Below are 13,994 nucleotides of genomic sequence, written 5' to 3'. Positions count from 1 at the left end.
GGCACCGGTCTCCTGCCTTGTTAGTGAACGCGGGCTAACCCCCGGAAACTAGGTAATTAGGCACATACCACCCGACATGACGGTCGTCACACCGGTTCCGGACCCTCCGAGTCGAGCCACTGGTCGATCGCGCGGATCCGGCGCGCGCAGTCGGCCGTCCCGGCCTGGTCGCCGAGCACCGACAGGGACGCGCCGAGCCGCTCCAGCGCGCGGCGCCGTCCCAGGTGGTCGCCCATGTCGCGGCGCAGCGCGATCTCCCCGCGCAGGTGCCCGGCCGCCTCGGAGTGCCGTCCGAGCAGCTGGCACGCGTGCCCCATGTGGTGCAGGACGCGGGCCTGCTCGCGGGTGTCGCCGAGCTCGACCGCGAGGTCCAGGCCGCGCCGTCCGGCCTCCAGGGCGTCCTCGGCCCGGCCGAGCTCCAGCTGGATCGACGCGAGGTGGACGAGCGCCGCGCCCTCGCTGTGCCGGTCCCCGACCTCGCCGAGCACCCGCAGCGCCTCGGTCTGCACCTTCAGCGCCTCCTCGGCTCGCCCGGCCGCGCGGAGCGTCGCGGCGAAGGTGTCCAGGCCGACGCCCATCCCGTAGAAGTCCCCGATCTCGCGGCGGATCTCCAGGGCCTGGCGCGCCGCGCGCTCCGCCTCGTCCGGCAGGCCGAGCTTGATGTAGGTGCGGGCGAGGCTGCCGAGCGTCCCGGCCATGCTGCCGCGCGCGCCGAGCCGGTGCCACAGCTCCAGCGCCTCCAGGCCGTGGACGAACGCCTCCTGGTGGCGGTGCAGGCGGCGCATCACGACCGACAGGTTCTCGAGGTCGTGCGCCTCGCCGTGCTGGTCGCCGATCTCGCGGCGGATGTCCAGCGCCCGGCCGAGCTGCTCGCGCGCCTCGCGGTAGCGGCCGAGCCGCCAGCAGACCACGCCGAGCTGCGCGAGCGTCTCGGCCTCGCCGTGCCGGTCGCCGGTGTCGCGGTGCATCCGCAGCGCCTGCCCGCAGAACGTGAACGCCTCGGCGAAGCGCGCGGCGTCGCAGGCCAGGCGGCCGAGCGTCGTCAGCGCGCGCGCCTGCCCGTGCCGGACGCCCAGCTCCCGGTAGATGCCCAGGGCACGCTCGGCGTCCCGGCGCGCCAGATCGCGCAGGCCGAGCGTCCCGTACATGCGGGCCAGCTCGGTGAGCGCCTGCGCCGAGCCGTACCGGTCGCCGTCCTCCTCGCGCAGGAACAGCGACTCCAGCGCGTGCGCGACCGCGTCGTCCACCCCGCCGCGCCTGCGGTGGACGAGCGCGGTGGTGAGCAGCGTCTCGGCGATCCCGCGGCGGTCGTCCAGGCGCTTCCTGATCTCCAGGGACCTGCGCGCGTGCCGCAGCGCGACGTCGTACTCGGCGAGCGCGAGGTGCGCGCGGGCGAGCGTCTCGTGCCCGCGCGCGACACCGCCCTCGTCGTCCAGCTCGTGGTGGATCGCCAGGGACCGCTGCGCGTTCTCGATCGCGGTCAGGTACCGGCCCTGCGCGGCGTGGACGTCGGCGAGCGTCGCGAGCGCGACCGCCTCCCCGTACCGGTTCGGCGGATCGGCCGAACGGAACGCGCGGCGGGCGTCCTCCCCGTACCCGATCGCCTGGACGGCCCCGCCGAGATCGAAGTGCGCGACGGCCAGGTTGTGCAGCATCACGGCCGCCGCCGCCCAGTTCTCCTCGGCCCGCGCCGCGGCCAGCCCCGCCTTCTGGACGGCGATGTTGTCCTCGCTGTAGCGGCGGAACTCCTGGAACCCGAACAGGGCGTCGGCCAGCTCCCAGCACGTCCGGTGCAGGCCGAGGCGCGCCGCGAGGTGGACGGCCGCGACGAGCGTCCGCCGCTCCGCCTCGAACCACGCGAGCGCCCGCGCCCGCCCTTCCCCGCTCCCGGCGTCGGCGCGGGCGGCGGGCACCTGTGCCGAGGCGTCGAGGGACGGTCGATCGCGACCGTCCAGCGCGTGGGTCGGGGCGTCCCAGGCACCGCGACCGTCCAGCGCGTGGGTCCGGGTGTCCCAGGCACCGCGACCGTTGAGCGCGTGGGTCGGGGTGTCGAGCGACGGACGGCGGCGACCGTCCAGCGCACGCGCGGCCGAGCGGGCGTCGGACAGGCAGGACGCCAGCAGGCGGCGCTGCGCGGCGAACCGGTCGGTGTCGGCGTCCTCGGCGAGGCCGCGCTCGCGCGCGAAATCGCGCAGCAGGTCGTGGATCCGGTACCGCCCGGGACCGGTCTCGTGCACCAGGAACGCCTGCCGCATCCCCTCCAGCGCCTCGGCCGCCGCTTCGGTCGTGCCGTCCAGCATGGCGGCGAGCGCGGCGGGCGTCACGTCGGGACCGGCGGCGAGGCCGAGCATCCGGAACGCCGCCCGGTGGTCGCGGCGCAGCCCCCGGTAGGCCAGGTCGAACGTCGGCCGCATCGGCGCCGGATAGGACGCGCCGGACCGGTCCGCCAGCGTCCGGACGGCCTCGGCGATCGGCACGTCCGGGTTCTCGGCGAGCGCGCCCGCCGCGACCGCGAGCGCCAGCGGCAGGAAACCGCACTCGCGGGCCAGCCGCTCGACCGCCCGCGGCTCCTCGCGCGGGCGCGCGTCCTCGGGCCCGAGCACGCCCGCGACGAGGTCGGCGGCCTCGTCCGGGCTCATCTCGCGCAGCTCCAGCACGCGGATGTCGCCGTCGCCGCGGCCGTCTTCGGCCGCCAGCTCCGGCATGCGCACCTGCGCGGTCACCAGGACGAGCCCGGCGTTCACCGCGTCCAGCAGCGGACGGATCTGCCGGGCGTCGGTCGCGTTGTCCAGCACCAGCAGCAGCCGCCGGTCGGCCAGCAGCGACCGGCACTGCGCGGCCAGCTCGCCCTCGGCGCGCGGCAGCTGGTCGCCCGGCACGCCGACACCGCGCAGCACCTGCCCCATCGCCTCGGCGGGCGTCGCCCGCCCGCGCAGCTCGGTGAAGATCACCCCGTCCGGGAACCGGCCCGCGACCCGGTGCGCCCAGTGCACCGCCAGGGTCGTCTTCCCCACCCCGGCCATGCCCTGGACCAGCACCGCGCGCGGCCACCGCGCCTGCGCGAGCAGCAGATCGAGCTTGCCGAGGCTGACCGTCCGTCCGGTGAAGAACGGCTTGTCGGGCGGCAGCCGCCTCGGCGGTCCGGACGCGCTGATCGACACCGGGGCGCGGCGCGCGAGCCCCGCGGGCCGTCCATCGGGTTCGGGCACGGCCTCCGGTCTCGGCACGGCGGGCCACTCGTCCCCCCACGGCGCGGCCTCCCGGCGCAGCGCCTCCGGGTCGAGCAGCGTCAGCGGACGCGGCAGCAGGATGCCCTTGGTCCGCCACTTCCGGTACCAGCGCACCAGCGTCTCGCGCGACACTCCCGCCCAGTTCGCGAGGTCGGCCTGGCTGAGCCGCGACGGCACGGTGATGCCGCCCGCGAACGCGTCCGGGCCGTGGAACTCGTCCGCCGAGTCGCGCGGCTCCGGGTCGCCGAAGCGGTGCGCGAGCTCCAGCAGATGGTGTGCGAGCCGCTGCGGATGGTCGGCGACGCGCACCGCGTGCCGCCGTCCGCTGTAAGCCTCCCGGCGCGCGAACGCGTCCATCGCGGCCGCCGCCACCTGCGGATTCGCCGCGAGCAGCCCGCCGAACTGGCGCCGGTCCACGCGCAGCGCCGCCAGATGGTCGATCGCCGCGACCGTCCCGCGCTGCGGATGCCCCCACGGCGCGAGCCCGGCGACGAGGTCCCCCGCCCCGAACAGCTCGATGATCGACTCGTCGCCCTCGCCGTTCCCGACGAACTCCTTCGCCAGGATCCGGCCCACCGTCCGCGCGCCCGCCGGGAACAGCACGAACACCGCCGGCGACGCCACCCCCTGGTGGCAGAGCATGCCGCCGGGCGGCACCTCGACGCGCCGCCCCATCGTCCACAGGGCCTGCCGCTCCGACCTGCCCAACCGGCTCCAGAACGCGCCGGGACGACCCTCGGATGCGCCCAACCGCCACCTCCTCAGCAGCCATGGTGCGGCCCACGGCCGGACGAATCCGCCACATCGGACACAACCTCGGTGAGTCCCCGGACTCATTCCACCCGTGCGCGCGCGATGGGGGAAGATGGCGAGCGGAGAAACCCGGATCGGAGGAGCCATGACCTACACCGGCAACGTCGAGGTCGGCGGACGACCGGACACCCGGGAACTGTCCGGCCTCACCGTCACCAAGATCGCGGTCGGTCCCTACGACAACAACGCCTACGTCCTGCGCTGCGCCGCGACCGGCGACCAGCTGCTCATCGACGCCGCCAACGAGCCGTCCCGGCTGCTGGAGGTCCTCGGCGACCGCCCGCTCGGCCGCGTCGTCACCACCCACCGCCACCAGGACCACTGGCAGGCCCTGGAGCACATCGTCCAGGCCACCGGCGCCCCGGTCTCCGCGCACCCCTTCGACGCCGAACCACTCCCGGTCGCGGTCGCCGAACCCGTCCAGAACGGCGACACCGTCCGCGTCGGCCAAGCGACCCTGGAGGTCATCCACCTGCGCGGCCACACCCCGGGCTCGATCGCGCTCCTCTACACCGCCGACGACCGCCCCCACCTGTTCACCGGCGACAGCCTCTTTCCAGGCGGCGTCGGCAACACCTGGGGCGACCCCACCCGCTTCAAGCAGCTCATGACCGACGTCACCGAACGAGTCTTCGACCGCCTCCCCGACGAAACGTGGGTCTACCCAGGCCACGGCCGCGACACGACGCTCGGCAAGGAGCGCCCCAGCATCCCCACCTGGTGGGAACGAGGCTGGTAACACACCGGTCCAACATCTCGCCTGTCGCGGGAAGCACCACTGCGCCCAACAGGTCTGCAAATCGCCACTGTCGAGTACTCGGTGGGAACACTGCAGTTGGTCCTGCGTCAGGCAGGCTTGCTCGCTGAGGCTGACACCTTGACACAGTAAGGTCGCAGTCGGCGCAAGCCGGGCACTTCGGTCCAGACACGAGCGGGCCGTCTCGTTCGAGACGATCCTGTCGAGCGAGGAAGGAGGTTCTGCCGGCATCGCCGTCCAAACGACACTCCGGTGGTGTGCGCGGACCCACTCCCCGAGCTTCCTGATCAATCTCGGCGACCTCGTCGTCGGGGCCATCGACCATGACGTCCGGCTCGACGGCGGCCGTGAAGGCCGTGCGGAAGCACGGGCCCGCGACGATTTCCGCGGTCTGTCAGACGCCCAACGCCTCGCGACCATGGTCAGACTGCGGGAATCGAACTCACTCGGTCCGGGACGATCAGTGAGCCCGGTATCACCGGCGAGCCCAGTGACACCGCCGCCGGGCTGGCGGAGCGTCCTGCAGAAAGCCCGGGAGCCGTTCGCGCGAACGCGGACGGCCCCACGCCTCTCGACCGCCACTGACAGCCTTCTCCCCCTGCACCCGATGACCTGGCCGTGCAAGCCTTGTCGGCTTCGCAGGGGTGACCGTGGGCGCTGGAGCTGGGGCGGCCCGGGATGCCGCGCTCGCCCGGTGGGCGTGGGGGCTCGGGCGTACAGTGCGGGCATGAACGAGCGGCGAGATGAGCACGACGCAGCCGCGCTGCGGCGTGAGCTGCACGCCCTGGTGGACGAGCTCGCCGACGAGCGGCTCCCGGCCGCGCTGCTGCGGCTGCATGTTGAGGCCGTGCGGCCGGTCTCCACGGTCGATGAGGCGCTGGCCGGTCTGGCGGCGCTGCCGGGCGGGCTGCCTGCGGGCGAGGTCGCGCGGGCCCGGTCGGCGCTGAGCGCGCACCGCCGCGCCTCCTGATCCGCCGGTGATCGGCGGACGGATCCTCGACGCGGACGCCGTCGCCAGCGCCATCACGGGACGACTCATGTACGCGCGTGCCCTGGTCGCCGCCGCCGCGACGCAGGGCAACGTGATCGTCATCCTCTGCGCCGCGCTGGTCGGGGGCCTGGCGCGCGTGCCGGACGGGGTGCGGCGGCAGGGTGCGGCCGTGCTTTTGGCGGTGCCGGTGGTGGTGGTCGAGCCGCTCGACCAGGACCGGGCGGTGCCGCTGGCCGAGTTGATGGCGGCCGCGCGGCCGCCGTCGGGGGACCTGGTCACCGCCGCGGTGGTGCTGTCGGCGCGCCGGCGCGGCTGGCCGATCGTGTCGGGCCGGGCCCGCGAGCTCCTCGCCCTGGACGCGGCGGTCGAGATCGACCGCCTGCCCCGACCTGCCCCTCCCCCGATCTCCCCTCCCGCTCCCGTGGCCTGCATCCGGCGTCCTCAGCCCGCGCGCTCGCCGAGGCCGTGCGCCTGGTGGTGACCGGCGGCTCAACCCCCGGTGCCGCCGCACCGCCGCACCTGATCAGCGACCGATCCGAGGCGGTCTGCCGCCACCGCACCGCGCACCACGCACCGACGTCGGGCGGCTGATCGTCTCGGCTCCAGGGGGTTCGGGGGACGGGAGTTCCCCGAGACCACACCCCAACCGGCTCGCCCTCGACGGCCGTAGGCTGTCGGCGACCACGAGCGGGAGGCGACGTGTCGACGGTGAGCGTGTCGGCGGAGGTCGCCGAGCTGGTCGATCCGGCCGATGTGGCCGCGCTGCGCGCCGAGGCCGCGAGCGACGGCTACACCTGCCCGAGCTGCCAGCGGGCAGCGGCGCCGGGCGAGGCCGCGGTGCTCCTGGTGCTGCGCGAGGATCCGGTGCTGATGGCCCGCCTCGTGCACCCGACGTGCGCCGAGTCCACGGTGGTGGACGGACGTGCCGGGCCTGGTCGCCGCGCTCGCCGAGCCCGAGCAGACCGCCGTCGCGGTCGCCGGGCTGTGGCCGCACGCCTCCGGACTGCGGCCCGTGCTGGTGGTCGAGCAGGACTTCCGAGCCGCGCACCGAGCCGAAAGCGGCGACCGGGTGGACGCCGTCCTCGCGCGCCTGCTCGGCCGGATCCCCGGGGCCGGCCCCGGCTGGCAGCTCCAGGCCCAATCCGGCTGGGCGACCGTCCGCACCCTCGACGGCAGCCTGTACGGTGGACCGCTCGTCCTGCCGCACAGCCGGACGCTCCGCGCGGCCGAGCTCGGCGGCTGCGTGCTGCTCGTCGGCACCGAGCTGCGCCTCGCGGACGGGTTGGGAACGGTGCCCGAGGGGATGGCGCGGCTCAACGCGGTCGCGCGGGAGGGGCGTCTGGTCGGCGGCGTGGACCCGGTCACCGCCTGAGGAAGTGCCTCTGACGTGCCTCGGCCTCAAGTTCGTGCTGAGGGGTCAGTCCTGCTCTGGCTCGTCGTCCGGGGGCTCGATGTCCTCCCCGAGAAGGCGGCCGAGGTAATCCTCAACCTCATGGACGACACCGATGAAGCCTAGAGCGCACTCCACCAGGTCTCTGAAGTTCTGCTCCTGCTGCTCAATCGCCTCCTGAAGCGCGCGACCGCCTACCTCAAGCCGCTCGCGAAGCTCGCGGGGTGAGGGCTCGATGTTCTCCCGGAGAAGGCGGCCGAGGTAGGTCTCGGCGGCTTGGGCGAAACCGATGAGACGTTGCGCGTCCTCCACCAGGTCTTCGAGGTTCTGCTTCTGCTGGTCAATCACCCTTTGGAGCGCGCGACGGTTCACCCGGAGCCGCTCGCGGAGTTCGCGGACCTGCGGGGTGTCGTCCACAGCTTGCTGATCGAGGCCCTGGGCAGCGAGCTGCTGCTTCATGGCGGCCAACTGCCGGCGAAGTGAGTCGTTCTCGGCTTTCAACCTGATGATCTGTTGCATCAGGGACTGGCAGTGAGCGAGGAGACTGCCGGCGTGCTTGGTCAACCGCTTGGCTACCGCTCGGTAGGATCGGGCCTCCGTGCGCAGCTCCGTAAGAAGGGCACGGGCCTTGTCTGTCAGCTCGCGCAGTTGCGCCCGCGCCTTCGCCTGCGCCTCCGCCTGCGCTTTCTCGTCTCTGGGCCCGTTTTCTTTGATGTGCTTCTCGACGTGTTCTTCGATCTTGCGGATCATGTCCGTGAGTTCAGTATCGCTCATGAGCCGCTCGCCCCGGTCGAGCGGTTCGAGCTGGTCACGCCGCTTTAGCGGCATAATCCGCCTTTTCACCGTGTCCGGGCTCCATCTCACCAGCTCCCCGACCTCGCTCTGGGTAAGTCCGGCCAGGCTGAACAGAGCCTTCATCGTGTTATCGAACGTGGTCGCAGCCGAATCCAGCTCGCTCGGGATGGGCAGATGAGGGGCTTTCGAAACCGGCACCACGCGCGGCTTCGTGCCGTCTCCCATGTTCCACACTGTCCGGTCGGAGAACACGCTGATGCGGGGTTCTTCTTCGGGTCCGGCAGGCTGCTTGCCGACCAGGCCGCCCCCGAAGTCGTAGACAGAGCTGGGAGGGCCATTCGGCGGCGCCGGCAGGGGATTCTTCTCGTCACGACGGCGGCGATGCGGCCAGCCCTCGGAAGGCTTGCCTGGGATCTTCATTCTGGTTCTGCCCCCGTCTAGCCGTGGAGCGCGCTGATCAGCGTTGCGATCGAGGTGATCAGCGCCGTGAGGCCGCCCAAGAGCACCGTGAGCTCGGCCATCCAGGTTTCACGGGAGGCGCGACGCTTGCGGGCCATCTTTGCTCCTTTGTAGAGATCGCCGTTTCCGAGACGGCGCTCCCTCAAGCGTGCAGGGCAAGTGAGGGTGATCGCCAGGGCAGAATGGTGCAGAAAAGCGGTGCGGCCCGCAGACTTATTCTGCGGGTTCGAACGGTCAGACACGGTTCGATCTCAAGCGTGAACCGACGGTCTCATCCGGGAGACCACGCACGGCAATCGGTGTCACCGAAGACCACGCAAACCCCAGTCTGAAGATCCCCCCGCGGCACGGACACGTCGATCTTCCCCCCGTTTGGCGGGCATGGATGTTAGGAGAGTAGGGTTCGGCGATCTTCCTGAAGGAGATCGTTGCCATGCCGAAGCCTTATCCGCCGGAGTTCCGGCGTCGTGCCCTGGATTTGCTGGGGTTGTGGAGAAGCGAGTGGGCCGTGGCGTTGGCGGTCTGGTCCTCAGACAGCACCGAGGCCTTGCGCGCGGTGCCGACGCCGAGCCGCGCGGCGCGCGCCTGGAGGTAGCGATCCAGCGGGCGGAGGATGGGGGCGGCGTGGATGCGATGCCTTGTCGCTGCCGGGGACTTCCCGTAAGGGCGATATGGCGACTATGTGCGACATATCCACCAACGCGGAGAGTGTGCGCCAAGTAGTGGATCGTGCGTTACTGGAGCTGGCCGACCCGCCCGGCGCTGTCCTGTCCCAGATGGCGCGGGCCCATGCCGGCGCGGGGCGACCGGACCACGCAGCGGGGTCGGTGAGGTGGTGTGGTGTGGCATGACGGTCGAGGCATGGCACCAGGGCGCCGCATCGGTGCCCGGCGGTGACCGTCGCAGCAGGTCCCGGACTTCGACGCGGATTCTGACGGAGGCGCGGGATGTGGTCGAGCCCGCGCACCGGGCGGCGGTCGACCGGTTGCCGGAGCAACTGCGGCTGGTGGCCGGGTATCACGCCGGCTGGTGGGATGTCGAGGGGCGGCCGTGCGCGGCGGCCGGAAAGGCGCTCCGTCCGGCGCTGGTGCTGGCCTGTGCTCGCGCCGCTGCAGGAGATCGGGCTGCGCAGGCGGCGGAGGCAGTGGTCCGGGCGGCGGTGGCGGTGGAGTTGGCGCACGATTTCACGCTGCTGCACGACGATGTGATGGACGGCGACCGGCTGCGGCGGCACCGACCCTCCGCCTGGACGGTCTTCGGCGTCAGTCAGGCGATTCTGGTCGGGGATGCGCTGTCGGTGCTGGCGCTGGATGTGCTGGCCGATGCGGCGCTCGCCTCGGTGTTGTCGGCGGCGCTGATGGAGATGTGTGCCGGCCAGTCAGCTGACCTTGCGTTCGAGTCTCGGGATGAGGTGGCGCTCGCCGAGTGCTGGACGATGGCCGAGGGCAAGACCGGGGCGCTGCTGGGCGCCGCCTGTCAGCTCGGCGCGCTCGCGGTCGGCGCCGACGGCGCTGCCGCGGCTTCCTTCCGCGGTTTCGGGCGGAACCTTGGCGTGGCGTATCAACTGGTCGATGACCTGCTGGGGATCTGGGGGGACCCCGCCTCCACGGGCAAGCCGGCCGGCTCTGACCTGGTTGCGCGGAAGAAGACGCTGCCGGTCGTGGCTGCGTTGACGTCCGGGAGCCAGGCAGGGGAGCGGTTGGCCCATCTGTACGGGCGGGACGAGGAGTGGGATGAGGAGACGGTCGCCCATGGGGCCGGTCTGATCGAGACGGCGGGCGGCCGGAGGTGGGCGAAGGCCGAAGCCGGCCGGCGGGCCGAGGTGGCGCTGGCCTGGTTGCGGAGGGCCGATCCTGACCCTGCCGCAGCCGCCGACCTGCACACCCTGACCGCTCTGATCACCGGTAGGGATCGTTAATGAGGAGCCGGAAAGCGCCGGGCGCGTCACGATTCGATCAGCCTGTCCCGGCCGCCGGCCGCGAGATCCGCCAGGCCCCGGGCGCACTCCCCGTCGTGGGACACGCGGTCGCGCTCGTCCGGGACCCGTTCGCGTTCCTGTCTTCGCTTCCCGACCATGGCGACCTGGTTCGTATCCGTCTGGGACCACAGACAGTGATCATGACGTGTGATCCCGAACTGACCCGGACCATGCTCGTGAACGACCGGATCTTCGACAAGGGAGGCCCGTTCTACGACCGCGCGAGGGAGGCATCGGGGGACGGGCTGGTGACCTGCCCCCACCGGCTGCACCGACGCCAGCGTCGGCTGTGTCAGCCGGCCTTCCTGCCGGACCGTTATCCCGGCTACACGCCGGCGATGGCCGAAACCGCCCGGGATATCGCCGGGGCATGGCGGCCCGGGCAGATCATCGACGTGAACGACCTCATGGTGACCATGACCATGCGGTCCATGGTGAAGGCGACCTTCGACACCCAGGTGTCACCGGAGATGACAAGGCAGATCGTCGACGATCTCACCGTCGCCACCGCCGGCATCTACCGCCGCACGATCAGCCCGCCCGTGGTCAACCGGATTCCGACCCCGGGCAACGTGCGGTACAACCGCGCCCAGTCCCGGTTGCGCAAACTCATCGACGACACCGTCAGCGCCCACCGCGCCGACCTCGTCGACCACGGCGGAATACTTCCGATGCTGCTGCGGGCCCAGGATCCGGAGAACGTCGGTGACCTCGCGGCCCTGAGCGACGCGGAGGTCTGCGAGCAGGTGCTGACCTTCTTCCTGGCCGGCGCCGAGACCACCGCGAACCTGCTGGCCTGGGCACTGTACGAACTCGGCCGCGCCCCGGACCTCCAAGAACGGCTCTACACCCAGACCGCGAGCGTCCTGGGCGACTCTCTACCCGCCCATGAACATCTGCCCATGCTGACCGCCGCCGACCATGTGGTCACCGAGGCGTTGAGGATGTATCCGTCCGCATGGTTCTTGACGCGCACCGTTGAACGCGACACCTCGCTCGGCGGGGTGTCTCTGCCGGCGGGCACGATGCTCGGCTACAGCGCCTACATGATCCAGCGGCGTCCCGAACTGTATCCGTCCCCCGACCGCTTCGACCCGGACCGCTGGGAGGGGAAGAAACCCGACCGGGTCGCCTACATTCCGTTCGGCGCGGGAGCCCGCAAATGCCTCGGGGACCGTTTCGCTCATATTCAGGCGACCCTGTCCCTGTCCACCATGATCTCTTTGTGGCGGTTCGAGCTCATCACCGACAGGGTTCCCCGGCCCGCGGTCCACGCCACGCTGATGCCTCGCGGGCTCCGGATGCGTGTCCTGGCCCGCCAGTAGCGATCGCCCGGCCCGTTCACCCCCCAGGAGGTGCTCTCCGATGCGCCGCTCCGCGATCACGAGTGCCCGCCCGGCCGCCAAGGACGAATATCTCAGGGCCGGCTCGTCGACCAGACTCTGGGACGGCACGTTCCTGAGCGAGCTCAGGACTCCACGCCACGACCTCACCGAACGGCCGCGGCCGTTCCCGGTGCAGCGCAACTACTTCCACGCCGCGGCGCTGGAGGAGAGCGCCCTGTGGCTGCGGGGCGTGACGGCCCTCGAGCCGGCCGATTGCCAGCGGCTCCTGCAGGAGGACGTCGGCGGATTCGTCTCGTGGGTCTATCCGGATGCCACGGCGGGGCAGATTCGGGTGTTGAGCGATTTCCACCACTGGGCGGTCTGGCTGGACGACATCATGGACCGCAGGAGCACCGCCGACGCCAGCCTGGCGGCATGCGCGGTCCTGGAATCGGTCGGCAGCGCCGAACTGGCCCCCTTCGACGACTGCTTGGCGCGCATGCGGGCGCTGGAGATGAAAGGGCGCTGCGCCGAGCGGTTCGTCCATGCCCTGCACCGGTACGGGACGGCCTCCCGCGTGGAGGTGCAGGCACGTCAGGGCCAGTCGCGGTTCTCCAGCGTCGCCGACTACATCGCCAACCGCAGGCTTTCGGCGGCGATGCCCGTCTACTACGCGCTGATCGCCTGGATCTCGCGTATCGACCTGCCCGACGAAATCTTCCAGCACCCCCTCGTGGTGAAGCTGGAGAATTGCTGCAGCGACTACTCGATGCTGTACAACGACGCAGGCTCCTTCATCAAGGAACACCTGGCCGGCCGGAGCCAGGGCACGTTCGTCCGCCTGCTATCCGAGGAGCTGGACCTTCCGGTACAGCAGACCCTTCTCGAGGTCGCCGACATGGCGGCCGCAGCGGCCGACGATCTCGAAGCGGCCAGCGACCTGATCGAGACGTGCGACCTGCCCGCGCAGCAGCGCGCACAGATCCATCACTACGCGGACGGCCTGCGCAAATTCGCCGGCGGCGTCAACCACTGGAGCAACAACACCTGCCGCTACCTGATCGGACAACCCGTCGTAGACACCGCGGCGACCTCCCGTGCCGGAGACGTCCACCGGATTCGCTAGCCGCCGCGACGCTTCCTGCCTCGTGCGGCCTCAGACAGGAAGGCGAAGACACGTGCCCATCATCGATCGGTGGCCGCCGACGACCGCGTCGAACGTCGAGCGAGCGCTGTCCGCGGCCGCCAAGGAGCTGCCGTCGCTCGATGCCCGCGTCGAGCACTACCACGTACCGCAAGGCGGATACTCCTGCCTGACCGGCAGCGACGGCTCGGAGGCATTCAGCCTCGAAGCCCGCGTGATGGCGGCCAACCGCAGACCCGGATACACCGTCTGGGCCGCCTTCCAGGTCTTCGACCCCCACCTGCCCAATCTCGCGATGCTGAGATTCGTGGAACGACGAGACCGCGACGGCGCGCCCGACGACGACCCGGCACGGCCGCTCTACGGCCTTGGACTCGACCGTACGGTCTGCCGGACATTCATGCCCGCCTTCAACCGGGCCTTGAACGACCTCGACCCGTCCAAACGCGGCCGAAGCCTCTACGTCACCTGTTTCCACGGCCGCCTAGGGAAGATCAACCTGGTCCAGCAGCCCTGGCTGGCCACGGGACTCTTCCGCCGATACCGGAGCGACGGTCAAGCCGCCATTGTCTACTGCGATTTCCACGAACCGCTCGGTAAACCCCTGGTGTACCTCACCAAGACCATCACGGCCCGCGGCAACGTCCATCTCATCCCCCGCACCACGACCCCCTCCGCCGCCCGCACCCTGCTACGCGGCCCAGACGGGCAAACCCTCCAACTCGGCCGCATGTCAACAGCCATCAACCGAGGAGTCACCCTGGCTCGGCACTACCTAGCGTGACCGTGGAGCGGCCCCATGAAAGCCGCACGCGTGTGGCCCGATGAGCATTCACTCGATCCGCCGTCACACTGTGAACGGAGGCCACGGGTTATGGCAGGTCCGCAGAGAGTCATCGTTGTGGGTGCAGGTATCGCGGGTCTGAGCGCGGCCTTCCGCCTGCAACAGCAAGGACACCAGGTGCTCGTGCTGGAGCGGTCGGACTGAAGCGCCCCGGTTTCGATGGAGGCTCTAGGTTGTGGCTGTGACCTGCAGTTCTGTGTGTTCCTGGAAGTAGCTGGTCTCGTATTCGTCGGGTGGGACATGGCCGATCTCACCGTGGAGGCGGGTG

General features: G+C 71.1%; 11 protein-coding genes. 9 read left to right on the top strand and 2 right to left on the bottom strand.

Annotated features, from left to right (window positions below):
* Positions 1-86: 86 nt before the first annotated feature.
* Positions 87-3,980, bottom strand: coding sequence for a tetratricopeptide repeat protein (locus ACFPCY_RS17765; protein WP_378256491.1), 3,894 nt, complete (start codon positions 3,978-3,980; stop codon positions 87-89).
* A gap of 148 nt (positions 3,981-4,128) precedes the next feature.
* Here ACFPCY_RS17765 and ACFPCY_RS17760 point away from each other — a divergent pair, with 148 nt between their 5' ends.
* From ACFPCY_RS17760 to ACFPCY_RS17745, 4 genes are all read left to right on the top strand, one after another.
* The gene (locus ACFPCY_RS17760) at positions 4,129-4,782 is read left to right on the top strand and encodes an MBL fold metallo-hydrolase (RefSeq protein ID WP_378256490.1); all 654 of its coding nucleotides are present in this window, start codon (positions 4,129-4,131) and stop codon (positions 4,780-4,782) included.
* Between the two features lie 745 nt (positions 4,783-5,527).
* Positions 5,528-5,770: a hypothetical protein gene (locus ACFPCY_RS17755; protein WP_378256489.1), complete on the top strand. Its 243-nt coding sequence runs from the start codon at positions 5,528-5,530 to the stop codon at positions 5,768-5,770.
* A gap of 7 nt (positions 5,771-5,777) precedes the next feature.
* A complete protein-coding gene (locus ACFPCY_RS17750) occupies positions 5,778-6,272 on the top strand; it encodes a hypothetical protein (RefSeq protein WP_378256487.1) in 495 nt (164 codons plus the stop codon).
* Positions 6,273-6,713: 441 nt separating this feature from the next.
* Positions 6,714-7,163 (top strand): hypothetical protein, encoded by a 450-nt coding sequence (locus ACFPCY_RS17745; RefSeq protein ID WP_378256485.1) that lies wholly within the window; start codon positions 6,714-6,716, stop codon positions 7,161-7,163.
* 45 nt (positions 7,164-7,208) lie between these two features.
* On the opposite strand, the gene ACFPCY_RS17740 is transcribed toward ACFPCY_RS17745, so the two are convergent.
* Positions 7,209-8,396 carry a hypothetical protein gene (locus ACFPCY_RS17740; protein ID WP_378256483.1) on the bottom strand — a complete coding sequence of 396 codons (1,188 nt, stop codon included), beginning with the start codon at positions 8,394-8,396 and terminating at the stop codon, positions 7,209-7,211.
* An 886-nt stretch (positions 8,397-9,282) separates the two neighbouring features.
* On the opposite strand from ACFPCY_RS17740, the gene ACFPCY_RS17735 reads away from it, so the two are divergent.
* From ACFPCY_RS17735 to ACFPCY_RS17715, 5 genes are read left to right on the top strand one after another with little or no spacing between them, the layout of a single operon-like run.
* A complete protein-coding gene (locus tag ACFPCY_RS17735; protein WP_378256481.1) occupies positions 9,283-10,353 on the top strand; it encodes a polyprenyl synthetase family protein in 1,071 nt (356 codons plus the stop codon).
* Complete coding sequence (locus tag ACFPCY_RS17730) at positions 10,353-11,738, top strand: cytochrome P450 (protein WP_378256478.1); 1,386 nt, start codon at positions 10,353-10,355, stop codon at positions 11,736-11,738. The genes ACFPCY_RS17735 and ACFPCY_RS17730 overlap by 1 nt, the downstream gene beginning before the upstream one ends.
* Before the next feature lie 40 nt (positions 11,739-11,778).
* Positions 11,779-12,864, top strand: a complete 1,086-nt coding sequence (locus tag ACFPCY_RS17725; protein WP_378256476.1) for a terpene synthase family protein — start codon at positions 11,779-11,781, stop codon at positions 12,862-12,864.
* A gap of 52 nt (positions 12,865-12,916) precedes the next feature.
* The gene (locus tag ACFPCY_RS17720; RefSeq protein ID WP_378256474.1) at positions 12,917-13,666 is read left to right on the top strand and encodes a hypothetical protein; all 750 of its coding nucleotides are present in this window, start codon (positions 12,917-12,919) and stop codon (positions 13,664-13,666) included.
* Between the two features lie 15 nt (positions 13,667-13,681).
* The gene (locus ACFPCY_RS17715) at positions 13,682-13,870 is read left to right on the top strand and encodes an FAD-dependent oxidoreductase (protein ID WP_378256472.1); all 189 of its coding nucleotides are present in this window, start codon (positions 13,682-13,684) and stop codon (positions 13,868-13,870) included.
* The last annotated feature ends 124 nt before the right edge of the window (positions 13,871-13,994 follow it).

The sequence above is a fragment of the Actinomadura gamaensis genome (assembly GCF_042652125.1).
GTDB classification, from domain to species: Bacteria; Actinomycetota; Actinomycetes; order Streptosporangiales; family Streptosporangiaceae; genus Spirillospora; species Spirillospora gamaensis.
The sequence above is the reverse complement of the archived record's forward strand: the minus strand, read 5'-3'. Positions and strand labels throughout refer to the sequence as shown.